General features: G+C 72.9%; 16 protein-coding genes. 8 read left to right on the top strand and 8 right to left on the bottom strand.

The window, feature by feature from the left end:
- Window positions 1-191: 191 nt before the first annotated feature.
- The 3 genes from galE (at window position 192) to idi (ending at window position 2,903) form a co-directional block, all read left to right on the top strand.
- The gene (gene galE, locus ACH4S9_RS25660) at window positions 192-1,178 is read left to right on the top strand and encodes a UDP-glucose 4-epimerase GalE (protein WP_398373967.1); all 987 of its coding nucleotides are present in this window, start codon (window positions 192-194) and stop codon (window positions 1,176-1,178) included.
- 124 nt (window positions 1,179-1,302) lie between these two features.
- Window positions 1,303-2,226 (top strand): cation diffusion facilitator family transporter, encoded by a 924-nt coding sequence (locus tag ACH4S9_RS25655; protein WP_311725631.1) that lies wholly within the window; start codon window positions 1,303-1,305, stop codon window positions 2,224-2,226.
- Between the two features lie 56 nt (window positions 2,227-2,282).
- Window positions 2,283-2,903, top strand: a complete 621-nt coding sequence (gene idi / locus ACH4S9_RS25650) for an isopentenyl-diphosphate Delta-isomerase (protein WP_358844698.1) — start codon at window positions 2,283-2,285, stop codon at window positions 2,901-2,903.
- Here the strand turns inward: idi and ACH4S9_RS25645 are convergent.
- Entirely contained in the window at window positions 2,878-3,393 is a 516-nt protein-coding gene (locus ACH4S9_RS25645) for an ATP-binding protein (RefSeq protein WP_311725629.1), read from the bottom strand. The genes idi and ACH4S9_RS25645 overlap by 26 nt on opposite strands.
- A 210-nt stretch (window positions 3,394-3,603) precedes the next feature.
- Here ACH4S9_RS25645 and ACH4S9_RS25640 point away from each other — a divergent pair, with 210 nt between their 5' ends.
- From ACH4S9_RS25640 to ACH4S9_RS25630, 3 genes are all read left to right on the top strand, one after another.
- Window positions 3,604-4,416, top strand: a complete 813-nt coding sequence (locus tag ACH4S9_RS25640; protein WP_398373966.1) for an enoyl-CoA hydratase/isomerase family protein — start codon at window positions 3,604-3,606, stop codon at window positions 4,414-4,416.
- 83 nt (window positions 4,417-4,499) lie between these two features.
- Window positions 4,500-5,363, top strand: coding sequence for a hypothetical protein (locus tag ACH4S9_RS25635; RefSeq protein WP_398373965.1), 864 nt, complete (start codon window positions 4,500-4,502; stop codon window positions 5,361-5,363).
- A 241-nt stretch (window positions 5,364-5,604) separates the two neighbouring features.
- The gene (locus ACH4S9_RS25630; protein WP_398373964.1) at window positions 5,605-8,010 is read left to right on the top strand and encodes a Tex family protein; all 2,406 of its coding nucleotides are present in this window, start codon (window positions 5,605-5,607) and stop codon (window positions 8,008-8,010) included.
- Between the two features lie 59 nt (window positions 8,011-8,069).
- Here ACH4S9_RS25630 and ACH4S9_RS25625 read toward each other — a convergent pair whose 3' ends face one another.
- Both ACH4S9_RS25625 and ACH4S9_RS25620 read right to left on the bottom strand, forming a co-directional pair.
- Complete coding sequence (locus tag ACH4S9_RS25625) at window positions 8,070-9,707, bottom strand: ABC-F family ATP-binding cassette domain-containing protein (RefSeq protein ID WP_385344677.1); 1,638 nt, start codon at window positions 9,705-9,707, stop codon at window positions 8,070-8,072.
- 59 nt (window positions 9,708-9,766) lie between these two features.
- Entirely contained in the window at window positions 9,767-10,756 is a 990-nt protein-coding gene (locus ACH4S9_RS25620; RefSeq protein ID WP_398373963.1) for an oxidoreductase, read from the bottom strand.
- Window positions 10,757-10,819: 63 nt separating this feature from the next.
- Here ACH4S9_RS25620 and ACH4S9_RS25615 point away from each other — a divergent pair, with 63 nt between their 5' ends.
- The gene (locus ACH4S9_RS25615; protein ID WP_358844693.1) at window positions 10,820-11,782 is read left to right on the top strand and encodes an FAD-dependent oxidoreductase; all 963 of its coding nucleotides are present in this window, start codon (window positions 10,820-10,822) and stop codon (window positions 11,780-11,782) included.
- Here the strand turns inward: ACH4S9_RS25615 and ACH4S9_RS25610 are convergent.
- Window positions 11,769-13,091 (bottom strand): M14 family metallocarboxypeptidase, encoded by a 1,323-nt coding sequence (locus ACH4S9_RS25610; protein WP_398373962.1) that lies wholly within the window; start codon window positions 13,089-13,091, stop codon window positions 11,769-11,771. The genes ACH4S9_RS25615 and ACH4S9_RS25610 overlap by 14 nt on opposite strands.
- Window positions 13,091-15,052: a Xaa-Pro dipeptidyl-peptidase gene (locus tag ACH4S9_RS25605; RefSeq protein ID WP_398374020.1), complete on the bottom strand. Its 1,962-nt coding sequence runs from the start codon at window positions 15,050-15,052 to the stop codon at window positions 13,091-13,093. Before ACH4S9_RS25605 ends, ACH4S9_RS25610 begins: the two co-directional genes overlap by 1 nt.
- 185 nt (window positions 15,053-15,237) lie before the next feature.
- Between ACH4S9_RS25605 and ACH4S9_RS25600 the strand changes: the two genes are divergently transcribed.
- On the top strand, window positions 15,238-16,734 hold the full coding sequence (locus ACH4S9_RS25600; RefSeq protein ID WP_398373961.1) for a M1 family metallopeptidase: 1,497 nt from the start codon (window positions 15,238-15,240) through the stop codon (window positions 16,732-16,734).
- Window positions 16,735-16,768: 34 nt separating this feature from the next.
- Here the strand turns inward: ACH4S9_RS25600 and ACH4S9_RS25595 are convergent, their stop codons facing one another.
- The 3 genes from ACH4S9_RS25595 to ACH4S9_RS25585 form a co-directional block, all read right to left on the bottom strand.
- Window positions 16,769-18,289: an ABC transporter substrate-binding protein gene (locus ACH4S9_RS25595; RefSeq protein ID WP_398374019.1), complete on the bottom strand. Its 1,521-nt coding sequence runs from the start codon at window positions 18,287-18,289 to the stop codon at window positions 16,769-16,771.
- An 8-nt stretch (window positions 18,290-18,297) separates the two neighbouring features.
- A complete protein-coding gene (locus ACH4S9_RS25590) occupies window positions 18,298-20,379 on the bottom strand; it encodes an ATP-binding protein (RefSeq protein WP_398373960.1) in 2,082 nt (693 codons plus the stop codon).
- Window positions 20,380-20,458: 79 nt separating this feature from the next.
- Window positions 20,459-24,268: a glycoside hydrolase family 2 TIM barrel-domain containing protein gene (locus ACH4S9_RS25585; RefSeq protein ID WP_398373959.1), complete on the bottom strand. Its 3,810-nt coding sequence runs from the start codon at window positions 24,266-24,268 to the stop codon at window positions 20,459-20,461.
- Window positions 24,269-24,331: the final 63 nt, after the last annotated feature.

The raw sequence follows: 24,331 nt of genomic DNA, 5'->3' as shown, positions 1-24,331 counted from the left end.
GGCACGCCCCCGGACCCCGTAAGGGCCGGGCGGCACGTCGGCAGAGGCTATCGGATGGAAGGAAGCGTCCGTTCACCGCACATTCATCGCCCGATCGGGGGAACGACGGCTTCCGCTGCCGCGATCATCATGGTGGATGGCGGCGCTCCACGACAAACGGCGGCCGACCCGGCTGTGGGTAGGGTGCGGACATGACGTGGCTGATCACAGGTGGTACCGGATATATCGGGGCGCATGTCGTGCGGGTCATGGCGGAGGCCGGGGAGCGGGTCGCCGTGCTCGACGACCTGTCCAGCGGCGTCGCCGAGCGGCTGCCGGACGGCGTCCCTCTGGTAACCGGCTCCACGCTCGACCGTGAGCTGCTGGACCGCACCTTCGCCGACCTCGGGGTGACCGGGGTGGTGCATCTGGCGGCGAAGAAGCAGGTCGGGGAGTCCGTCGAGCAGCCGCTGCGCTACTACCGGGAGAATGTGCACGGCCTGACCGTGCTGCTGGAGGCGGTGGTCGCGGCCGGGATCGGCAGCTTCCTCTTCTCCTCCTCCGCCGCGGTCTACGGGATGCCGGATGTGGAACTCGTCACCGAGGACACACCCTGCCAGCCGATGAATCCGTACGGCGAGACCAAGCTGGCCGGAGAATGGCTGGTCAGAGCCACGGGCGCGGCCCATTCGATCTCCACGGCCTGTCTGCGCTACTTCAATGTGGCGGGCGCCACGCGCCCCGAGCTGGCCGACACCGGCGTGTTCAACATCATCCCGATGATGTTCGAGCGGATCACCCGGGGAGAGGCCCCCCGGATCTTCGGCGACGACTATCCGACGCCGGACGGCTCCTGCATCCGCGACTACATCCACGTCGAGGACCTGGCCTCCGCCCACCTCGCCGTGGCCCGCCGGCTGGCCGAGCGGCCGGGGGCGGGCAATCTGACGGTGAACATCGGCACCGGCGAGGGCGTCTCCGTGCGCGAGATGGCCAAGCTGATCGGCGAGGTCACCGGCCGCCCGGACCTCGCCCCGGTGGTCGAGGCGCGCCGCGCGGGCGACCCGGCCCGGGTCGTCGGGTCGGCCGAGCTGATCGCCAAGGACCTGGGCTGGAGCGCGCGGCACGGGGTGGAGGCGATGGTGCGGTCCGCCTGGGACGGCTGGTGCCTGCACCACCCGGAGGCCCGGCGCGGCTGACGGCCGCCCGGGCGGCCTGCCGAAGCCCGGCGCGGCTGACCGCGCCGCCGGGCGGCGCCGTAGTTCACTGGGGCGTAGGGCAGGCGCGCGCCCCGGCCCGACGTCGCGCGGGAGGAGGCCGTACATGGGCGCAGGCCACAACCACGGCGGCGGCCTCGCCACGGCGGGCGCCAGGCATCAGTGGCGGCTGCGGGCCGCCCTCTGGATCACGCTCACGGTGACGGCCGTGGAGGTGACCGGCGGTGTGATCGCCGGCTCGCTGGCGCTGCTGGCGGACGCCGGCCACATGGCCACCGACGCGCTCGGGATCGCGATGGCGCTGCTGGCGATCCACTTCGCGAACCGCCCGCCGAGCCCGCGCCGCACCTACGGCTACGCCCGGGCCGAGATCCTGGCCGCGCTGGCGAACTGTCTGCTGCTGCTCGGCGTCGGCGGCTACATCCTGTACGAGGCGGTGGCGCGGTTCATCACGCCGACCACCAGCCACGGCGGGCTGACGATCCTGTTCGGCGCCATCGGCCTGGCCGCGAACGCGGTGTCGCTGGCGATACTCAGGGGCGGGCAGCGGGACAGCCTCAATGTCCACGGGGCGTTTCTGGAGGTGCTGGCGGACGCGCTGGGCTCGGTCGCGGTCCTCGTCTCGGCGGGGATCATCGTGGCCACCGGCTGGCAGACGGCCGATCCGATCGCCTCCCTGCTGATCGGCCTCATGATCGTGCCGCGGACGCTCCGGCTGCTGAAGGAGACGCTGAACGTCCTGCTGGAGGCGGCGCCGCGGGATGTGGACATGGGCCAGGTACGGGCCCACATCCTCGCTCTCCCCGGCGTCGAAGGGCTGCATGATCTGCATGTATGGACCATCACCTCCGGCATGCCGGTACTCTCCGCACACGTTGTGGTCAGCCGTCGGGTGCTGGACGCAGTCGGCCATGAACGGATGCTGCACGACCTACAGGGCTGTCTGGGCGAACACTTCGACGTGAGCCACTGCACGTTCCAGCTGGAGCCGGGCGGACATGCTGAGCACGAAGCCAAGCTTTGCCACTGACACATGGCACAGGTGCGGCAGACTTGAGGGTTCCGAGACGGACGATGAGGACGGTCATGCCAATCACACCCGCCAACGGCCGCACCGCCGACACCGCCGGGCCCACCGCGCCGGGCGCCCCGGCCGGTTCCACCGAGCCGATCATGCTGGAGCTGGTCGACGAGGACGGCAGGACCATCGGCACCGCGGAGAAGCTCTCCGCCCACCTCGCCCCCGGCCGGCTGCACCGGGCCTTCTCCGTCTTCCTCTTCGACGACGAAGGGCGGCTGCTGCTCCAGCGCCGGGCCCTGGGCAAGTACCACTCCCCCGGCGTCTGGTCGAACACCTGCTGCGGCCACCCCTACCCCGGCGAGCCGCCGTTCGTGGCCGCGGCCCGGCGCACGGGTGAGGAGCTGGGGGTGGCGCCCGCGCTGCTGCGTGAGGCGGGCACGGTGCGCTATAACCACCCGGATCCGGTGTCGGGCCTGGTGGAGCAGGAGTACAACCACCTGTTCGCGGGGCTGGTGCGGGCGAAGCCGCATCCGGACCCGGAGGAGATCGGCGAGATCGCCTTCGTCACCCCCGAGGAGCTGGCCGCGCTGTTCGAGCGGAACCCCTTCTCGGCCTGGTTCATGACCGTGCTGGACGCCGCCCGGCCGGCGATCCGGGAGATCACCGGAACCGCGGCGGGCTGGTAGCGGTCAGCCCGGCCCGGGCCGCCGCGAGCGGCAGCGCCGCCCAGACCACCTTGCCGCCGCTGGGAGTGTGCTGGACGTCATAGACCCCGCCGGCCTCCTCCGTGATCGTCTGGACCAGTAACAGCCCGCGCCCACCGGTCCGGCCCTGGTCGGCCATCAGCGCCTTCGGCCGGTAGGGGTGGTTGTCCTCGACCGCGACCCGCACCCAGTCCGGACCGATGGACACCTCCACGGCGATCTCCGGGGAGAGCAGCGCCGCATGCCGTACGGCATTGGTGACCAGCTCGGAGACGATCAGCAGAAGGCTCTGCACCAGGTCGTCGGGGGCGGGCACCCGCTGGTGGGCCAGCAGATCCCGCACCGCGTGCCGGGCCTGCGGGACCGAGGTGTCGAGTGCGGGGGCGGTGAAGCGCCAGACGCCCTCGTAGGCGACCGGCCCGCGGGGCGGGGCGGCTCCCGGTTCAGGAGGGACACTCCCGACGATCTCCATGTCCGATCCCCACCCATCGCCGCAGCTCGAACTCTCTCCGTCGAGTGTTGGGAATGTGTTGGTACGGACCGGGTAACTGAGCGCAAGTCGCCGCCTATCGACGGCTTTTGACCGCGTGCGTATGCCAGCGTCACTCGCTCGACTGTTCCTGCCCGGCTTGCTTCCGGCGATGCCGACGGTCGCTTGAGCGGCCCGGCTACGATCCGCCGCATGGAGCCCTGCCTGCACCACGACGTCGCCGACGGCACAGCGACCGTCGTGATCCGCAACCCCGCCAAGCGCAATGCGCTGACCCCCGGTATGTGGCGCGCGCTGCCCCCGCTGCTGGAGCGGCTGGCCGCCGACCCGGCCGTACGGGCCCTGGTGCTCACCGGAGAGGGCGACACCTTCAGCGCGGGCGCGGACATCGGCTCGCTGGGCACGACCTACGAGGAGTCCACGGCGCTCGCGCTGCCCGCCGAGGAGGCCCTGGCCCACTTCCCCAAGCCGACGCTCGCCGCGGTGCGGGGCTACTGCGTGGGCGGCGGCTGCCAGCTGGCCGCCGCCTGCGATCTGCGGTTCGCCGAGGAGGGCGCCTGCTTCGGGGTCACCCCGGCCAGGCTCGGGATCGTCTACGCGCCCTCGTCCACCCGGCGGCTGGTGGATCTGGTCGGCCCGGCGACCGCCAAGTACCTGCTGCTGTCCGGCGAACTGATCGGCGCCGAGCGGGCGCTGCGGACGGGGCTGGTGGACGAGGTGCTGCCACCGGGCGGGCTGGACGGGCGGGTGGCGGAGTTCACGCGGGTGCTGCTGTCCCGGTCCGCGCTCGCCCAGGCGGCGGCCAAGGAGTTCACGGCCGGGCCCGTCGATCCGGCGCGCCTGGAGTACTGGCGGGAGCAGGCGAGCGACAGCGGCGAGACCCGGGAGGGCATCGCCGCCTTCGTCGAGCGCCGCGCCCCTCGCTTCGGCTGGACGCCCCCGGCGCGCTCAGACCGTCACCCCGCCGTCGCCGGCCCCTCGGTTCCGGCCGATCACAGCCGCTGAAGCCCCGCACCGCGTTCCCGCCCCGGCTCCCGGGGCGGGAACGGGCCTGCACACCATCGCATACCCATAAGTAACATGCGGGCATGACCTCACTTCCCGAGCGTGCCGGTCGGCGCTGCCACGCCGTCGTCAACCCCTTCCACTCGACCGTCTACTTCCAGCGCGACATCGGGCGTGAGCTCGAGCGGCTGGGGGTCGAGGACCGGGGCGCCGACTACTTCGTCAGCCGTGCGGCGGCGTTCGGCCGCGTCGGAGCCGGGACCGTCACCGCGACCTTCTTCAACTTCAAGCACGACCTGGTCGCCCGGCACCTCCCCGCCGCCTGGGACGTGATCTCCCCCGACGACGCGCTGGCGGCCCGGCTGCGCGCGGCCGACAGCGTGCTGCGGCGGCTGCTCGGCGACGACGCGGTCTCCTCGAAGGAGATGGCCGAGGCCGCGGAGCTGGCGCTACGCGCCACGGAGGCGTGTTCCCGCGCCGCCCGCCCCCTGTACGCCGCGCACGCCGACCTCCCCGTCCCCAACGCCCCGCACCTGGCCTACTGGCACGCCGCCACGCTGCTGCGCGAGCACCGCGGCGACGGCCATCTGATGACGATCCTGGGCGCCGGGCTCGACCCCGTGGAGGCGCTGGCCAGCCATACGGCGAGCGGCAGGGGCATGTCCCCGACGTGGATCCTGCGGTCGAGGGGCTGGTCGGCGGACGAGTGGGCGGCCGCGCAGGAGCGGCTTCGGGAGCGCGGACTGCTGGCCGCCGACGGGGAGTTGACGCCGGCGGGCACGGAGCTGCGCAAGGCCCTGGAGGACGAGACGGACCGGCTGGACCGGGCCCCGTACGAGCACCTCGGGGCGGCGGGCGTGGCGCGGCTGACAGAGCTGGCGGAGGCCTTCACCGGCGCCGTGATCGCGGCGGGCGGGTTCCCCGCGGACCTCATCGGGAAGCGCTGAGCGGTATCGGCGGGCGCCGAGCGGCGCGGGTTTGGCGGTGGGGCGGCGGGATACCCGGTCAGCGAGGACGATCGGCCGTCCCTCCAGGGCGCCCAACCGCGCGCCGCGCACGCCGGCGACAAGCCCGTGCCCCGCGCCGCGTACGGCGCCCGGCGGCGGCTGTCGGTCGGTCGCACCCGCCTCTGTCAGTGCCACCTGCCACAATGCAGATCGCAGCGCAGACAGAAAGCGGAGCGTGATCGTGACGACGTCCATCGAAGGCAGGATCGCCGAGGAGCTCGGCGTACGGGAGCGGCAGGTCAAGGCCGCCGTCGAGCTGCTCGACGGCGGCTCGACCGTGCCGTTCATCGCGCGCTATCGCAAGGAAGCGACCGAGATGCTCGACGACGCGCAGCTGCGCACCCTCGAGGAGCGGCTGCGCTATCTGCGGGAGCTCGAGGAGCGGCGCGCCGCGATCCTGGAGTCCGTCAGATCGCAGGGCAAGCTCGACGAGGCCCTGGAGGCGCAGATCCTCGCCGCGGACTCCAAAGCCCGGCTGGAGGACATCTACCTGCCCTTCAAGCCGAAGCGCCGCACCAAGGCGCAGATCGCGCGGGAGGCCGGTCTGGAGCCGCTGGCCGAAGGGCTGCTCGGCGATCCTTCCGTGGAGCCGTCGGCCGCCGCGGCCGCCTTCGTCGACGCGGAGAAGGGGGTCGCCGACCCCGCCGCCGCGCTGGAGGGCGCCCGGGCCATCCTCACCGAGCGGTTCAGCGAGGACGCGGACCTCATCGGCGAGCTCCGCGAGCGCATGTGGACGCGCGGGCGGGTGGCCACCAGGGTGCGGGACGGCAAGGAGGAGGCGGGCGCGAAGTTCGCCGACTACTTCGAGTTCGCCGAGCCGTTCACCGAGCTGCCCTCACACCGGGTGCTGGCCATGTTCCGCGGCGAGAAGGAGGAGGTCCTCGACCTCACCCTGGAGCCGGAGGAGCCCTCCGAGGAGGCGGGCCCCACCTCGTACGAGCGCAGCATCGCGCACCGCTTCGGCATCGCCGACCGGGGCCGCCCCGCCGACAAGTGGCTGGCCGACACCGTGCGCTGGGCCTGGCGCACCCGGGTCCTGGTGCACCTCGGCATCGACCTGCGGCTGCGGCTGCGGCAGGCCGCGGAGGACGAGGCGGTGCGCGTCTTCGCCGCCAATCTGCGCGATCTCCTCCTCGCGGCCCCGGCCGGCACCCGCGCCACGATGGGCCTGGACCCCGGCTTCCGTACGGGGGTGAAGGTGGCCGTGGTCGACGCGACCGGCAAGGTGGCCGCGACCGACACGATCTACCCGCACGTCCCGCAGAACAAGTGGAACGAGTCCCTCGCCAAGCTGGAGCGGCTGGCGCGCGAGCACGACGTCGAGCTCATCGCGATCGGCAACGGCACGGCGTCCCGCGAGACCGACAAGCTCGCGGGCGAGCTGTGCGGCGCCCACCCGGAGCTGAAGCTCACCAAGGTGATGGTCTCCGAGGCCGGCGCCTCCGTGTACTCGGCCTCGGCCTTCGCCTCGCAGGAGCTGCCCGAGCTGGACGTCTCGCTGCGCGGCGCCGTGTCCATCGCGCGGCGGCTCCAGGACCCGCTGGCCGAGCTGGTCAAGATCGACCCGAAGTCGATCGGCGTCGGCCAGTACCAGCACGACCTGTCCGAGGTGAAGCTCTCCCGCTCGCTCGACGCGGTGGTCGAGGACTGTGTGAACGGCGTCGGGGTCGACGTCAACACCGCCTCGGCCCCGCTGCTCAGCCGGGTCTCCGGCATCGGCGGCGGGCTCGCGGAGAACATCGTCGCCCATCGCGACGCCCATGGCCCCTTCCACAGCCGCAAGGCCCTCAAGGACGTGCCCCGGCTCGGCCCCAAGGCGTACGAGCAGTGCGCGGGCTTCCTGCGCATCCGCGGCGGCGACGACCCGCTGGACGCCTCCAGCGTGCACCCCGAGGCGTACCCGGTGGTGCGGGCGATGGCCGGCTCGGCGGGCGACGAGGTCTCGTCGCTCATCGGCAACACGGCCGTGCTGCGCCGGCTCAAGCCCGCGGAGTTCGTGGACGACACCTTCGGACTGCCCACGGTCACCGACATCCTCAAGGAACTCGAGAAGCCCGGCCGTGACCCGAGGCCCGCGTTCAAGACCGCGACCTTCAAGGAGGGCGTCGAGAAGATCGGTGATCTGGTTGCGGGGATGATTCTGGAGGGCGTCGTGACCAACGTCGCCGCGTTCGGGGCGTTCGTCGACGTCGGTGTGCACCAGGACGGCCTGGTGCACGTCTCCGCGATGTCGAAGACGTTCGTCAAGGACCCGCGGGATGTGGTGAAGCCCGGGGACATCGTGCGGGTGAAGGTCCTGGACGTGGACATCCCGCGCAAGCGGATCTCGCTGACGCTCCGGCTGGACGACGAGGCGGGCGCCGGTTCCGGCGGCGGCCGGGACCGTAACCGCGACCGCGACCGCGACCGCTCCGAGCAGGACGCCCGCGGCCCGCGCGGCGGCGGCCGCCGCGGCGCCCCTCAGCAGCGCCAGGGCGGCGGCCGCGGTCAGCGTGGCGGGGCGGGCGGCCGCGACACGGCCCCGGTCAACGACGCGATGGCCGACGCGCTGCGGCGGGCGGGGTTGCTGGACCCCAAGAAGCGGTAGCGGATCCCCGGAGAGCCGACCCGGCGGGAGAGCGTTTCCGCCGGGTCAGGTCTCCCGGGTCAGCTCTCGGTCACCTTGCCGTCGGCGACCTCGAGACGGCGGGTGGTGTGGACCGCGTCGAGCATCCGGCGGTCATGGGTGACCAGCAGAAGGGTGCCGGTGTACGACGCGAGCGCGGACTCGAGTTGTTCGATGGCGGGCAGGTCCAGGTGGTTGGTGGGCTCGTCCAGGACGAGCAGATTGACGCCGCGGGCCTGGAGCAGCGCGAGCGCCGCGCGGGTGCGTTCGCCCGGGGACAGGGTGGACGCGGGCCGCAGCACATGCTCGGCCTTGAGGCCGAACTTGGCCAGCAGCGTGCGCACCTCCGCCGGTTCCAGCTCCGGCACCGCCGCGCCGAAGGCGTCCAGCAGCGCCTCGCCGCCGAAGAACAGGGCGCGCGCCTGGTCGATCTCGCCGACCACCACTCCCGGCCCGAGCGCCGCCGCCCCCTCGTCCAGCGGCAGCCGGCCGAGGAGCGCGGCCAGCATCGTGGACTTGCCGGAGCCGTTCGCTCCGGTGACCGCGACCCGGTCAGCCCAGTCGATCTGGAGGTCGACGGGGCCGAAGTGGAAGTCGCCGCGCCGCACCTGAGCGCCGCGCAGGGTCGCCACCACCGCGCCCGAGCGGGGCGCGGCGGCGATCTCCATCCGCAGCTCCCACTCCTTGCGCGGCTCCTCGACCGTCTCGAGCCGCTCGATCATCCTGTCGGTCTGGCGCGCCTTGGCGGCCTGCTTCTCGGTGGACTCGACCCGGGCGCTCCGCCCGACCTTGTCGTTGTCGGGGGCCTTGCGGCGGGCGTTCTTGACGCCCTTCTCCATCCAGGCGCGCTGGGTGCGGGCCCGTGCCTCCAGGGAGCCGCGGGTGTTCGCGTACTCCTCGTAGCGTTCGCGGGCGTGGCGTCGGGCCGTCTCCCGCTCCTCCAGGTAGGAGGTGTAGCCACCGCCGTAGAGGTTCACCTGCTGCTGGGCGAGGTCGAGTTCGAGGACCTTGTCGACCGTGCGGGCGAGGAACTCGCGGTCGTGGCTGACCAGGACGGTGCCGGCGCGCAGCCCTTGGACGAAGGTCTCCAGGCGCCGCAGCCCGTCGAGGTCGAGGTCGTTCGTCGGCTCGTCGAGCAGGAAGACGTCGTAGCGGCTGAGCAGGAGCGAGGCGAGCCCGGCGCGCGCCGCCTGCCCGCCGGACAGGGCGGTCATGGGGCGGTCCAGGGAGATGTCGAGCCCCAGCGAGGCCGCTACCTCGTCCGCGCGCTCGTCGAGGTCGGCGGCGCCCAGCGCGAGCCAGCGCTCCAGGGCGATGGCGTATGCGTCGTCGGCGCCGGGCGCGCCGTCGACCAGCTCCTGGGTGGCGGTGTCGAGCGCGGTCTGGGCGGCGGCCACGCCGGTGCGGCGGGCCAGGAAGCCCCGTACGGTCTCGCCCGGCCGCCGCTCGGGCTCCTGCGGCAGATGGCCGACGGTCGCGTGCGGCGGGCTGAGCCGCACGGCGCCCTGCTCGGGGTCAGTCAGCCCGGCCAGCAGCCTCAGCAGTGTGGACTTCCCGGCGCCGTTGACACCGACGAGGCCGATCACCTCGCCGGGCGCCACGACCAGGTCGAGGCCGGAGAAGAGAGTGCGGTCGCCGTGTCCCGCGGCGAGGTCCTTGGCTACGAGAGTGGCAGTCATCAGGGCGCCGATCCTAACCGGAGCGGTGTGCGGGTGGGTCCGGGGGCGGCGGCCGCCCGTCAGCGGGCCACCGGGGCGACCAGGACCGTGGTGGAGGTGCGGGCCACCACATAGGCCTCTCCCCGGATCGCCCGCGCGTCCAGGGGGATGCGATGGGTGCCGGGCTCCAGCCAGCCGTTGAACAGGGGGTGGGTGCGCGGGCGGCCGAGCCGGTCCAGGCGGTGGGCGAGGAGCCCCACCCGGCACGGCGCGACGACCTCCAGCAGCGCCTCGGCGCCCTCGGCCCTGAGCCCGGCCAGCCGTTGGGGGGTGTGGTTGAGGGCCTGTTCGATGCGGGCTACGAGGAGGGGGACGATCGGGGCCGCGTCGGCGACGAAGACCGCGCCTGCGCCCGCCGCCGCGAAGGCGTCGCGCACGGCGGCGCGCTCCTCGGGGCCGACCGTGCGGCCGAAGGCCACCGCGTCGTATCCGCGCAGCTCGTCAGCGTGTGCTGAGGGCGCGTCCTGGGTGATCTCGGCGCCGATGCCGATGGTGCGCAGCGCGGCGGCGAGCTTGGCGAGGAAGGCGGCGCGCCGCCCCACGAGCAGCACCCGGCGGCCCGCCGGGGCCTCGTGTGCCAGCAGCTCGGCGCGGTACTGCTCGCCGCGGAAGCGGTAGGGGCCGAGGTCGGGGTAGCTGTCCGGGGTGTCGCCGGCCTGCCAGGCGAAGTCACGCCAGACGACGCCCGGCCCCTCGCGCTCGATGACCGCCGTGACCACGCCGCACTCCAGGTCCTCGCACTCGGGGCAGCCGTAGACGACGCGACGGCCCTCGGGCAGCGGCGGCTCGGTCTCCAGCAGCAGGCCGCGTACCCGGGTGGTGAAGACGGTGGGACCGAGGTCGGCGGCGAGCGGCGAGATGACGTCGAGGTCGGCGAGGCTGGACAGCAGGGGTTCGCCGTCGACGATGAAGTCCAGGAAGTCGCGGTGCATCCGGTACGCGCCATGAGGCAGCACGCCGCCGGCGCGCATCGCCGGCGCCAGGCCGAAGGTCGCGTACTCGGAGGTCATGCGCCAAGTATTGCCCTATCGAGGCACCGCCACCGCTCAGCGCCCCGGCGATACCCTCGGGGCATGGCGAGCGATGCGATAGTCGTCGGGGGCGGGGTCATCGGTCTGACCAGCGCCATCGTGCTGGCCGAGAGCGGCCGTCGGGTAGCGGTGTGGAGCCGGGACCCGGTCGGGGCCACCACGTCGGCGGTGGCCGGCGGGCTCTGGTGGCCGTATCGCGTCGAGCCCGAGGAGAAGGTGGGCGCCTGGTCCCTGCGCACGCTCGGGGTGCTGACCGAGCTGGCCGGCCGGCCTGGGGAGACCGGCGTCCGGATGGTCGACGGGACTCTGGCGGGGATGCGCCTCGAAGATCTCGGTCCCTGGGCGGCCGAGGTGCCGGGGATGCGTGCGGCGCGGCGCGAGGAGCTGCCGGAGGGCTGGGGCCATGGGCTGCGGGCGCGCGTTCCGGTGGTCGACATGGCGACTTATCTCGGCTATCTGGGGCGGCGGCTGGAAGCGGCGGGCGGCACTGTCGAGCGGCGGGTCGTGGCCGATCTGGGCGAGGCGGCGCGGGAAGCACCGGCTGTCGTCAACTGCACCGGGCTCGGGGCGCGCGAGCTGGTGTCCGATCGTGGCGTCGCACCGGTGCAGGGGCAGTTGGTGGTGGTGGAGAACGTGGGGGTCGATGAGTGGTTCGTGGCCGCCGATCCCGACTCGGCGGCGGACACGCTGTATGTGCTGCCGCAGCCGTACGGGCTGGTCCTCGGCGGCACCGCCCGGGAGGGCGTCTGGGATCTGACGCCGGATCCGGCGACGGCCGAGGCCATCGTGGCGCGCTGCGCCCTCGCGGTCGGGCCGCGGCTGGCGGACGCGCCCGTGATCGGGCACCGGGTGGGGCTGCGCCCGGCCCGGTCGCCGGTGCGGCTGGAGGCGGCGACCGTGCCGGGCGGCGGCCGCCTCGTGCACAACTACGGGCACGGTGGGGCGGGTGTGACCGTGTCCTGGGGGTGTGCGGAGGCGGCCGCCGGGCTGCTCAGCAGTTGTTGACGGGCTGTCCTTCGGTCAGGTGGTAGGTGGCGCGGGCGTCCAGGAGCAGTGGTACGAGTGAGCGCAGCGACTGGCGCAGCGGTACGAACGCGCCGTCCGCGCCGTGCCGTACCGTGACGCCGTGCAGGGCGAGTTCGTCCTTGACGTCCGCGTACTGTTCGGCGTTCAGCCGGTAGCCGCAGGGCGGGTCGGCCAGGACCTCGCCCGCCGGGTCGTTGTCGGCGCCGCCGAGGTGGACCGGGCCGCGGTCGGCGTAGCCGGCCAGCCGGGCGCGGGTGGTGGCGGCCTCGATGCGCCCTCGGCGCTGGTCCACGAAGGCGAAGGCCCCGTCGAGTGCGGCGAGTTGAGACCCTACGCGGCGTCGGTTGTTGACCGCCGGGTCGGCCTTTTCGGCGTCGGTGAGCGGGTCGACCCTGGTTTCGACGAGGAGGCCGACGGAGTGCTTGACCCCGGCGGTGTTGCGCAGGATGCGCTCCTGGCCGTCGCCTGCCACCTGCTTGACCGGATCGCCGGTCTGCGGGTCGGTCCAGATGCCGTAGACGCCGGTGTCGAAGCCCGCCCGCTCGGCGCTCGGCCGGACGTATGAGTCGGAGAGCGTGCGCGCCTCCTTGTGCACGGCGTCCGCGGTGTTGAGGTTGCGCGGCCACAGCGCCAGCAGGTCCTTCATGTAGTACGGGACGGTGGCCCCGTACTCGTGGAGGTCGTAGACGGTGTCGGGCCGCCGGTCGCGGAGGACGGCGGCCGTCGCGCGGGCCTCCGCGGTCTTGAGGGCGATGTGGTCGCGGTTGATGTCGACGCCCTGGGAGTTCTCACGGGTGTCGGCGGCGCGGCCGTCGGGGTTGGCGGTGGGGATGACGAGGACGGTGGTGTGTCTCAGGAAGCGTTTGGTCCGGGCGTCCTTGGTGTAGGCGAGGTCGCGGACGGTGGACAGGCACGCCTCGCGGCCGGAGGGCTCGTCGCCGTGCTGGGAGCAGATGAGCAGGAGCGAGTTGGTGTTGGTGGGCGCGCCGATCCGTACCAGGCGCAGCGGGCGGCCCTGCTCGGTGGTCCCGATGCGGTCGACGGCGACGCTCGGGCTCGCGGCGTCGACCGCGGCGAGGAACCGTTCCTCCTCCGACTCGGTCGTCCAGCGGGCGCCGTGGCTCGCTTCGAAGCCGGTGCGGGGCTGCTGGGTTCCGGCGTGTGCGGGCGCGGAGAAGAACGAGGTGGTCAGCAGTGCGACGGCGCTGATCGCCGCGGTGCGGATCAGGGGTGCGCGTGAGATCACGGAGCGGTGTCTCCTTGGGTGAGGGGGTCGGGCGTCTCTCATCAGGGCAGCCGTGGCTGCGGGCGTGGTTCGGCGACGCCCTTCAGTGTGGGCGCGGAGGTGGGGTCGGCCGGGGTGCCCGCGGCGGCCCGGGCCAGCGCCGGGGCGCCGCCGACCAAGGGCAGCCGGGCCTCGGTGCGGGCCAGGTCGAGCGTGACGGTGGGCGTGGTGTCAGCCGGTTCTATCAGGCCCGCGTCCGTGCCGGCGACGATCAGGGCCAGCCGGTGGCCGGCGGGGACGACGTGGTCCGTGGCGGCGAGGTCGAGGGTGATGGTGTACGGCTTGCCGGGGGTCAGCGGGCGGCCCTTCCCGTCGTCCGCCCAGTGGCCGAGGTCGGCCCAGCCGCGGCTGAGGACGGTGTAGTCGACGCTCGCCCTGTCCGCCTCGGTCTGCCGGAAGCAGGCGCTGTCGCCCGCGGTGCTGCTGCCCCAGCAGGTGCGGTCGGCGAGCGTGCGGATGCCCTCGCCGCTGCCGGTGTAGTTCCGGATGGTGTCCGGGCCGAGGTCCACCACGACCGCGGACAGATGGGCGGAGGAGGTGGAGGGGGTCGCGGTGACCTTGACGGTCCCTGAGCCCGACAGCCGCAGGTCCTGTTGGAGGGGGGCGGTGGAGAACCCGGTCTTGGCGGCGGTCGGCTGGTCGATGCGGGCGGCCCAGTCGGCCTCGCTCAGCCCCGGGTCGTCGGTGAAGGTCTCGGTGGCGCCGGGCTCGGCGCGCTCGGTGCCGAGGACGCCGACGCCGGGGGTCCGGCCGGGGCGCGGCCGCAGCGCGGTCGGCCGGGTGTCGGCGGGGGGCCAGGTGCGGTCGGTGGCCCAGCGGTCGGGGGCGCGCTCGACGTCGGCCATCGGCTCGCGCTCGACGCCGTTGTCGATGCCGAGCAGGTAGTGGTCGAACCAGCGGTGCAGGGTGCGCACCCATTCCGCGCGGCGGAAGTCGAACGGGTCGACGTGCCCGGTCTGCGAGAGCCAGATCTTGCGCTCCACGCCCGCGTCGGCGAGCGCGTTCCACCACTGCCCGAGGTGTTTGGTGCGGACGTTCAGGTCCTGCATGCCGTGGACGGCGAAGACGCTGGCCCGCACCTTGCCGGCGCTGGGCACGTAGTCGCGCGCGGTCCACAGGTCGGTCCAGTCGCCGTTGCGCGGCGCTCCGTCGACGAGTTCCCGCTGGACGGCGGCGCAGCGGGCGTGGGCTCCGTCGCTCTCGACGGCGTCCGCGAGGCCGTCGGGGCCGCTGTCGAAGAGCGGGGCGCCCTTGGCGAAGTAGTAGTCGTACCAGGAGGAGATGGCGCCGATCGGCACGATGGTCTTCAGGCCCTTGACGCCGGTGGCCGCGACGCCGTTGGCGACGGTCCCGTCATAGCTCTTGCCGATCATGCCGGTGGCGCCGTTGGACCAGCTCGCCTTGGCGGTGGCGCTGCCGGTACGGGTGGTGTAGCCGGTGGCGCGGCCGTTGAGCCAGTCGACGACGGCCTTGGCGGACTGGATGTCGGAGCGGCCGCCGATGTCCACACAGCCGTCGGAGCGGTTGGTTCCGGCGAGGTCGACCAGGACGGTGGCGTAGCCGCGCGGCACAAAATAGTTGTCGTAGAAGAGCGGGAAGAGGACCGGCTTGCCAGCCGCGTCGTAGGTCTTCCGCTGGCTCTCGTTGCCGCGTCCGCAGCAGGAGTAGTACGGGCTGGCGTCCATGATCACGGGGATTCGGCGGCCCTCCGCGGCGGGCTCGCCGGGCCGCACGATGTCGACGGCGACCCGGTCGGTCTTCCCGTCCGAGTCGCCGTCAAGGCCGGTGTCCACCCATACGGATTCGCGAATTGCCTTGTCGTATGAGTAGACCGGTCTGCTCTCCCGCTCGGCGGCCTGGGCGGGAGATATGCCGAGGGACGGTATGAGCGCCACGGTGAGAGCCGCCAGGGCGGCGGCCACGGGCGGCCTGAGCGCGGTCCGATGGAGGCGGGGCTTCCGCATTCGTAGCAGCACGGGCGGACCGTAGCGCGAGTCAACTCCTGCGCAGAAGAGGGCGTTCGCAAGCGGGAGGGGTCGCTGACGTCGGCCGGATGTCGATCGTGTGTCGCCGGGGTGATGGACAGGAGGGGGTCACGGCGAGTACCCAATGTCTCAGTGATCGTTCTCCCCGACGAGTTGGAGGACCCTTGCGTCACAGACTCACCGTCCCGAGCGTGGCCGCCGCCTGCCTGCTGCTGGCGGTCCCGGCCTCGGCGGCCGACGCCACCCCGGGCGCGCCCGGCATCGGGGACTCGTACTACCCCAGCTACGGCAACGGCGGGTACGACGTCTCCCACTACGACCTCCGGCTGAAGTACCGGCCGGCCACCGACCGCCTGGAGGGCACCGCGACCATCCTGGCCACCGCCACCCAGGACCTGTCCCGCTTCAACCTCGACTTCGCACTGGAGGTGAGCGAGGTGCTGGTGGGCGGCAGAAAGGCGGAGTTCGCGGCGAGCGGCGACCACGAACTGGAGATCACGCCGGCCGCCCCGCTCGACTCCGGCCGCCCCTTCACCGTGGTCGTGCGCTACCGCGGCACGCCCTCCAAGGTGCGGGTGAACGGGTTTACGGCCTGGCTGCGCACCCCGGACGGCGGGGTCGCGGCGAACGAGCCGGAGGCGGCGTGGTGGTGGTTCCCGAGCAATGACCACCCGCTCGACAAGGCCACCTACGACGTGTCGGTCGCGGTGCCCGACGGGTCACAGGCGATCAGCAACGGCACGCTGCGGTCCACGAGTTCCCGGCTGGGCTGGACGCGCTACACCTGGCGCTCCAGCAGGCCGCAGGCCACCTATCTCGCCACGCTCGCGGTCGGCCGGTTCGACCTCACCACCGACACCACGGCGAACGGCCTGCCGGTCGTCAACGCGTACAGCAAGGACCTGGGGGACAACGCGGGCGCGGCGCGCGCCAGCGTCGAACGGACGGCCGAGGTCGCGGACTGGCTCAGCCGGGTCTTCGGCCCCTATCCCTTCGACGCGCTCGGCGGCTATGTGCCCAATGTGCCGACGGGGTACGCGCTGGAGACCCAGACCCGCCCGTTCTACAGCCCCCGCCAGTTCGGAGGCGGCTCGAACGTCTCGGTGGTGGTCCATGAGCTCGCCCACCAGTGGTACGGCGACAGCGTCTCGGTGAAGGACTGGCGCGACATCTGGGTCAACGAGGGCTTCGCGCGCTACGCGCAGTGGCTGTGGTCGGAGAAGGAGGGCGACGGCACGGCGCAGGAGCTCGCGGACTATGTGTACGCGCAGCATCCGGCCGAGGACGCGTTCTGGACGGTGAAGCCGGGGGATCCGGGGCCGCAGAACCAGTTCCACGCGGCGGTGTACGACCGTGGGGCGATCGCGCTCCAGGCGCTGCGGAACGAGATCGGCGACGAGGACTTCTTCGCGATCCTCAAGGGGTGGCCCACGGAGCGGCGCTACGGGAACGGGTCGGTGCGGGACTTCGAGGCCTACGCCGAGAAGGTCTCCGGCCGACCGCTCGGGGCCGTCTTCGACACCTGGCTGTTCACCGCGTCCAAGCCGGCGGCGCCGGCCGCGCGGGCCACCGGCGTCGGCGCGAAGGTGACCGCGGCGCGGCCGAAGTCCTGGCGCGCCATCCACGCGACGGACACGGTCCACGGGCACCCGGCCCGCTGACCCTCCCCGCCGAAGGCGGCCGCCCCCGGGACGGCTATGGCGAGACCGTGCCGCGGTACACGTAGTGGCCGCTCTCGGCGGGGCTCAGCTCCACCAGGGCCATCGGTTTGCGCTTCGGGTTCCCCTGCTCGTCGAAGGCGATCCGGCCGCTGAGGCCGGGGAGCTCGGAGCGCTTGCCGACCTGGAGCAGCATGTTGCGCACCCCGGCCGCGTCCACCGCGGCCTCGCCCTGCGGTCCCGCGGCCAGCCGGCTCGCCTTGCCCAGGCAGAGCACCGCGTCGTGGCCCATCATCGCCTGGCCGTTCTGAAGCTCCTGGTCGCCGCCGAAGCGGGCGTCGTGGTAGGCGTCCCGGAAGGCGCGGAAGGGGTTGCCGTCGCGGGGGTAGAGCTTGGCCGTGGCGTCGGGGTGGGCGTAGGCGGTGTAGAGGACCTTGATGCCGCTGTGCTTCCACCGGGTGAGGACGTCACCGGCGACGGCGAGCGAGCCCTTCGCCTGGGGGTCGAAGAAGACGCCGACCGCGCTGGAGCCGGAGACCACGGTGAGCTCGCAGCTGCGGCCGGGCGCCGTGAGGGCCTGGAGGAAGAGCTTGAGCTCCCGTCCGCGCCCGGCGAAGTAGACGGCCTTGGCCGGACGCTCCGGACGGCAGACGGTGTCGGCGATCGCGGCGAGGGCGGTGGCGGTCGAGGAGCTGCCGGAGACAAAGGACTGTCCCTCCGCGGTCTCCAGCTTCAGCCCGTGGGCGCGCCGCGCCCGGTCGAAGTCCTGGTCGAGGGACTCGTTGTACGAGTCGTCGTGCTTGATGTCCTTGACGACCTCGACCCGGAACCGCGGATCGGCGTCCTGGCGGCCCTTCAGATACTTGGCGGCGATGGCGGTCTGGTCCCGGTTGGGCGAGGACACCCGGAAGAACACCGGTTTCTCGGCGGACAGCCGGTCGGCCGCGACCGTCGCGCCGACCATCGGGATCTCCGCCTTACGCAGGGCGTCCACGGCGGATTTCGTGGTCTCCAGGCTCTGTCCGAAGCCGGCGACCCCCACCAGCCGCTCATCCCCGGACATCGTGGTCAGCTGCTCCACCAGCGGCTTCCACTGCTCGCCGCCCTGCCCGCTGTTGGCGAGCAGCAGCTTGATCTGCGGGGTGCGGCCGTGGCCGCTGTCGGGGTCGTTGAGTTCGCGCTGCGCCAGATACGCGCCCTCGATGGCCTGCCTGACCACCTCCGGTCCGCGGTCGTTCGCGCGGGGGCCGCCCTCTCTGCGCGTCATGGGCTCGGTGTAGGCGACCGCGACCCAGGGGTCGCCCGACTCCTCCACCCTGCGGTTCTCGGCGCGGATCTTCTCGCTGACCTTCTTGAGCTCGGGGCTGAAGACATACGAGCCGTCGGTCACCCCGACGCACTCCTGCCCCGGCCCCCGCTTCCAGACCCCCTCGGCGCAGCGCTCGGGCCCGTCGTCCCCGAGCCACCACACACCCGCCAGGACGAGGCAGGCGACGACGGCCAGCGTCACCGCGGCCCACAGGCCCCGCCGGGACGGGGGTCTCGGTGGCACGTACATCCTGTCGCTCACCACGGCTTCCCCTCGTACTGCGCCGCCTTCGCCAGCAGCGTCCGGTCCCAGCTCACGCTCTCGGTGTGGGTGGTGAGCGTCCTGAAGCGGGCGGCGATCTCGCCGTAGAGCTCGGCGTACAGATCGCCGAGGGGGTCGCGATAGGGGTCCCCGACCCGGTCGGTGGCGGGCGAGGGCGGTGGCTCGGGGCCGATCCAGCTGGCCGCCAGCAGGCGGGTGACGGTCCGCAGCCGGCTCTCGACCTCGCCCTCGTTGAGGAATTCGACCAGCGCCTCGTAGCGCTCCCAGGGCTGGCGGTGGGGGGCGTCGGGACCCACCGGGCGCAGCGGTGCCCGGCGCAGCCGGCACAGCTCGGCGCACCAGTCCTCGGCGGCGATCCGGCCGAAGCGCTCGTTCAGATAGGCGGCCGCGGCGGGCAGATCGCCCAGGGCGAGGGCGTGATACGCGGCCAGGCCGGGCTTGTCCGCCTCCTCGGCGCGGGCGCGCAGCGCGGTGTGGGTCGCCTCCCAGCCGTCGGCGCCGGATTCGCCGGGCGAGGCGGGGGCCGGAGCGGCCAGCTTGCGCAGCAGCAACAGCCGCAGCAACGGGTGCAGGGTCTCGGTCCGCCCGTCGGCTGCCCGGTCGCCGGTGTCGATGTGCATCGTGCAGAGCACGTCCGCGCAGAAGTCGTCGAACTCCTTCTGCGCCGCCGCGTTGGCCTCGCCCCACAGCTGTCCGGCGACGCCCGCGTGGGCGAGGTCGACGGACGCGGCGGCCCGGGTGAGCGCCCGGATCAGCTCCCTGCTCGCGTCGATCGGCAGCAGCCGGTCCAGCAGGCCGTCGACCAGCGCGTCGGACGGGTCGAGGACGCGCCGCAGCCGCTCCTCCCAGTCCATGGTGTCGCCGCGGCCGAGCAGCGCCTCCAGCACCGCGGCGGTGGCGGCGGGCTGGCCCCGCGTCAGCTCGTAGACCGCCCAGCCGAGCCATTTGACGCCGCTGTCGGCCCTCGGGGCCCGTAAGTCGCGCCCGGCCGCGCTCAGCACCTCCTTCGCCTGGCGCTCCACCTCCAGCCGGCGCAGATCGCGCAGCTGTCCGACGCACAGGCCCCTGGCGACCTGGGCCGGCCGGAACTCCTCGCCGTCCCAGCGGCCCGGGTAGGCGCCGGGCTGCGGCGCCCCGCCCCAGGCGTGGTCCTCGAAGACCCGCGGATAGCTGCCCGCGGCGGCCATGACGACCAGCGGGTCCGCGGCGTCGGCCTCCCGGCGCGCCTCCAGGAGGAGTTCGAGGAAGTCGCTGCCGAGAGGGGAGTCGACATTGTCGAGCAGCACCAGACAGCGCGAGGTGCGCCGACGGTCGCCGCTCCGGGTCCCGTAGGCGCGGCGCAGGTCGTCCAGGAAGGCCGCGAAGAGCACCGCCTCGGCCCGCTTGCGCTCGTCGTCCTCACCGGCGCCGTAGCGCCGGTTGAGCTCGAGGAGGAAGGTGTCGTACGGCTGCTGGGGCGCGGTGCTGCGGATCCGCCGGAGCCGCAGGCGGGTGCGCAGCCGGCCCCAGCCGCGCTGCCACTCGGGCAGCAGCGGCAGGGCGGCGCCGGCCAGCCCGGGCGCGCCGACCATCCCGGCCACCGCGTCCGCCAGCCGGCCCAGCACCTCCAGGCGGCGGCTGTCCGGGCCGGCCAGCGCGTCCGCCATGTCGCGTACGGCGGTGTCCCGGTCGATCCCGTCCACCTGGGCGGCCACGGCCATGACCAGGAGGCCGAACGAGGGGAAGGTCAGCCGGGGGAAGTCCGCCTTCCGCGCGTTGAGCCGGAAGACCAGACCGGTCAGCGCGTCGATGGGCTTGCCGCCCTTCTGGCCGAGGTCGGCCAGGTCGAGGCGGGCGACGGGCGCGCGCTGGGCCCACCGCTCCAGATGGCGCAGGAGGGTGGTCTTGCCGCTGCCGCGCGGGCCGAGCAGCAGGGTGGCGTCGAGCTGCGGGCCGGGGGCGCGGGCCCGGCCGAGGCCGGACCCGCGCCCTCCGTCACTCTCGCGTCTCAGCCGCGCTTCGGCATAGGCCTCCACGGCCCGGTCCCGCTCGGACTCCCCCGCCCACTGGCGGCGCATGGCACTCCCCCGTCCCCCCGGCGCCGGGTTTTCGCGCGTCTGTCTACGAAAGCGCCGAAGGGGCGAGGATACAAGGAGCTCACCTGTTCGACATGCCCTCCTTACCGGTGAGCGGGCGCAGGGTCAGGGTGTAGTCGTAGGGCTCGTCGGCCTTGACCCGGTATTGCTCGCGGACCGGGTTCGGGGTGTCGCCCACTCCGGTGACCGCGTGGTCGGCGTGCAGGGTGTTCCAGCCCGGGTTGCGCTTGAGGAAGTGCGGGTAGGCGGCGCGGTCGAGCTCGTCGTACGCGGTGGCTCCGGCCTCCAGGTCGCCGGAGACCAGCAGCCCGCGGCCGCCGCCGTCGGTGAGCGAGGCCCAGCGCACATCGTCATGGTTACCGTGGTCCTGGGGCTTGAGGTATTCGACGTACTGGTCCTCGACCGGGCTGGACCACACGCCCATGGGGGTGCCGTCCTTGCGGTCGTTGAAGTTCTCCACGGGCCCGCGGCCGTACCACCGGAAGGTGTCGTACCGCTCGGGCACCCGCAGTTTCAGGCCGATGCGCGGCAGATACGACAGCGTGCGGAACTCACCGCGCGCCTCGACCCGGTGCCGGACGCCGACCTGGCCCGCGCCGTCGACCCGGTAGTCGACGGTCTGCTCGAAGGACGCCCCGGTCACATCGGGCGCGGCGGCGGTGGAGCGGACGGTCACGGTGACCGTGCCGTCCCCCGCGGGGGTCACGTCCACCCCGTCCACGGTGGTGCGCAGCCGGTCGAGCCCGAAGGCCCGCCACCGCTTGCCCTCGGCGGTGCCCCAGTCGGAGCGCTCGTTGCTGATCGGGGCGCGCCAGGCGTCCAGTTCGGGGCCGGAGCGCAGCAGCTCGCGGCCCCCGACGCGCATGGAGGTGAGCGTGCCGTCCTTCTTGCCGAACGTGTAGCGGAAGCCCTCGCCGGTCACCTCGACGCTCTCGCCGCGGTCGTCGGCGGTGGCCGGGCGGGCGGCGGCGGCGGGCGCGACCGGCTCCGGCACCTTGTCGCCGCCGACCGCGAACTGGCCGAACGACACGACGTGCCCGGCCTTCGCCCAGTCGGTGTCCCGCGCGGTGACGGCCTGGACGGTGAGATACCGCTCGTGGCCGCCGGGGTTGGCGGGCGGGGCGGGCAGCTGGACCTCGGCGCTCTCGCCGGGGCCGACGTCCAGCGCGCGGGCCCCGCTCGCCACGGTCTTCGCGCCCTGGGTGACCGTCCAGCGCAGTCGGAGGTCGGAGGTGCCGGTGAAGGCGCGCTCGCTGGTGACCTTCACCTGGCCGGAGCGGGGGTCGGTGCCGGAGGGGGCGGTGATCCGGATGGGCGCCTGCACCCAGGCGAGCTGGGCGGTCTCGGGCTCCGGGTCGCGGTCGGCGGTGACCAGCCCGTCCACGCCGGACTCGTACAGGCCATAGGAAAGGTAGCTGCCCTTGCGGGTGAAGTCGTCGAAGTCCAGGGCGATCAGCGCCTCGCCCTTGGGGTCCTCGTCCGCGGCGAGCTGCCCGGCGGTGAGCGCCGTCCCGTAGACGCGGACCTGGTCGACGGTGCCCTTGGCGGTCCGCCCGGCGTAGCCGTCCTCCATGGTGTCGGTGTTGCGGCCGACGCCGAGGTCGAAGCCGGTGTAGTCGATGCGGCCGGTCCAGGGGGTGTCGGCGAGGCGCTCGCCGTCCACGTAGAGGGTCAGCCTGCTGCCGTCGTAGGTGCCGGTGACGCGGTGCCAGGCGCCGGTCCAGCCGTCGGGGACGGGGGCGGTGACGGTGCGCGGTTTGCCCTCGCTGGTGAGGGTGAACTCGAGGGTGTCCTCGTCCTTCATCCGCAGGACGTACTGGTCCCCCTTGCTCACTATCGTGAAGTCGCCGGTCCAGGTGTCGGCGGGCTCGACCTGGGCGTCGAGGGTCACGGAGGTGCCGGTGAGGTCGAGCTTCGGGTCGCGGTAGACCTCCACGAAGTCGTCCAGGCCGGACAGCCGGAGGGCCTTGCCGCGCTTGCCCGGGACGACCTCGGGCCGGCCGGACAGGCTTGCGGCGATGCGGTTGCCGGAGGAGTCGGGGGTGGTGATCAGCGGGCGGCGGATGTTCTGCTCGGCCCAGTCCCAGATGAAGCCGCCCTGGGCGTTCGGGTAGGCGCGCATGACCTCCCAGAACTCCCGGAAGTTGCCCAGGCTGTTGCCCATGGCGTGGGCGTACTCGCCCATCACGATGGGCTTGGTGAACGTCTTGGCCTTGCTCTCCAGGGAGGCCGGGGTCGGATAGCGCGGTCCGGCGATGTCGGCGAACGGCGCGTCGCCGTCGGGCCGGTTGGACTGGTGGTAGAGCGGCCGGGTGGGCTCCTGCCGCCGGGTCCACTCCGCCATGGTGTAGTGCGCCTTGCCGAGCCCCGCCTCGTTGCCGGTGTCCCACATGATGACGCTGGGGTGGTTCTTGTCGCGCTCGACCATGCCCTGGTGGCGGTCGAGGAACGCCTTCTGCCACTCGGGCTTCTCGGCCAGGCAGTTGTTCGGGCAGTTCTCGTGGCTGTGGGTCTCCACCTCCATCTCGTCGTCGATGAGGATGCCCTCACGGTCGGCGAGTTCGTAGAGGTAGGGGTCCGAGGGGTAGTGGGAGGTGCGGATCGCGTTGACGTTCAGCCGCTTCATCAGCCGGATGTCCTGCTCCATGCGGGCGCGGGTGGCGTGCCGCCCGGTGGCCGGGTCGGTCTCGGCCCGGTTGACGCCGCGGATCAGGACGCGCTTGCCGTTCAGCTTGAGCTGCTTGTCCTTGACCTCGACCTCGCGGAATCCGATGTTCTGGCCGACGGTCTGCACCGCCTTCCCGGCCGGGTCGCGCAGGGTCAGCTCCAGCCGGTAGAGGTTCGGCGCCTCGTCCGACCACTTGGCGGGGTCGCTGACGCGCGCGGTCAGCTCGGCCCTGCCGTCGCTCTCCTCGGCGGTCAGCCGCCGCACCTCGCGGCCCTTGGGGTCGTAGAGGACGCCGGTGACCCGGTGCGGGCCGCTGTCGTTGCTTTCGGGGCTTTCGGCTCGCTCGATGTCGACCTCGGCCCGCAGGGTGGCGTCGCGATAGTCGTCATCGAGGTCGGTGGTGAGGTACGCGTCCTCCATGCGGGTCCTGGGCGTGGAGTACAGCGTGACGGAGCGGAAGATGCCGGCGTACCGCCACTGGTCGTAGTCCTCGAGGTACGAACCGGCGCTCCAGCGGTGCACCTGGACGGCCACGCGGTTGGTGCCCGGGCGCAGATAGTCGGTCACATCGAACTCGGCGGGCACATAGCCGCCCTGGTCGTAGCCGACGTACCGGCCGTTGATCCACAGGAACCAGCCCGAGGTCACCCCGTCGAACCGGATCACCTGACGGCGGCCGTCCCAGCTCGCCGGCACCTGGATGTCCCGGAGGTACGCCCCGGTGGGGTTGACGTCGCGGGGGACCTTCGGCGGGGCGTCGGGGACCATCTCGCTCTGGACGTTCCGGAAGAGCGGGTGGTCGAGGTCGTCGGTCTGCCAGGTGTGCGGGACCTGGACGCGTCTCCAGGCAGTTGCCGAAGTGGCTGTTGCGCTGTAGTCCTGCTTCCAGAAGCCCTGCGGCGCGTCCTCGGGCCGGTCCGCGATCGCGAACCGCCAGGTGCCGTCCAGGCTGCGCTCCCACTTCTCGCGGTCCGGACCGTCCGGCCGCAGCAGGGTGTGCGGCGGCTCCTGCCCCTCGCCGGTCACCTCCGGGTCCTCGAGGTAGGTGTGCACATCGGCCGGGAACTTGCCCGCGTCCGCCGCCCTGCCCAGGGCCGTGTCCGCCGCGGTGAGGCTCAGTCCTGCGGCCGTGGCCATCGCCAGCACCGCGCCGAGCAGCCTTCTGAAGCCGCGTCTGTTGTGTTTGCTGTGCCCAGTACTCACTCCGACCCCACTTCACAGATTCGGAAGAAAACCAACACAGTTGAACAGCACCGCACGCTATGC

The sequence above is a fragment of the Streptomyces sp. NPDC021225 genome (assembly GCF_044332865.1).
In the GTDB taxonomy this organism is placed as follows: domain Bacteria; phylum Actinomycetota; class Actinomycetes; order Streptomycetales; family Streptomycetaceae; genus Streptomyces.
Note: the sequence above shows the minus strand (reverse complement) of the source record. Positions and strands in the feature narration are given on the sequence as shown.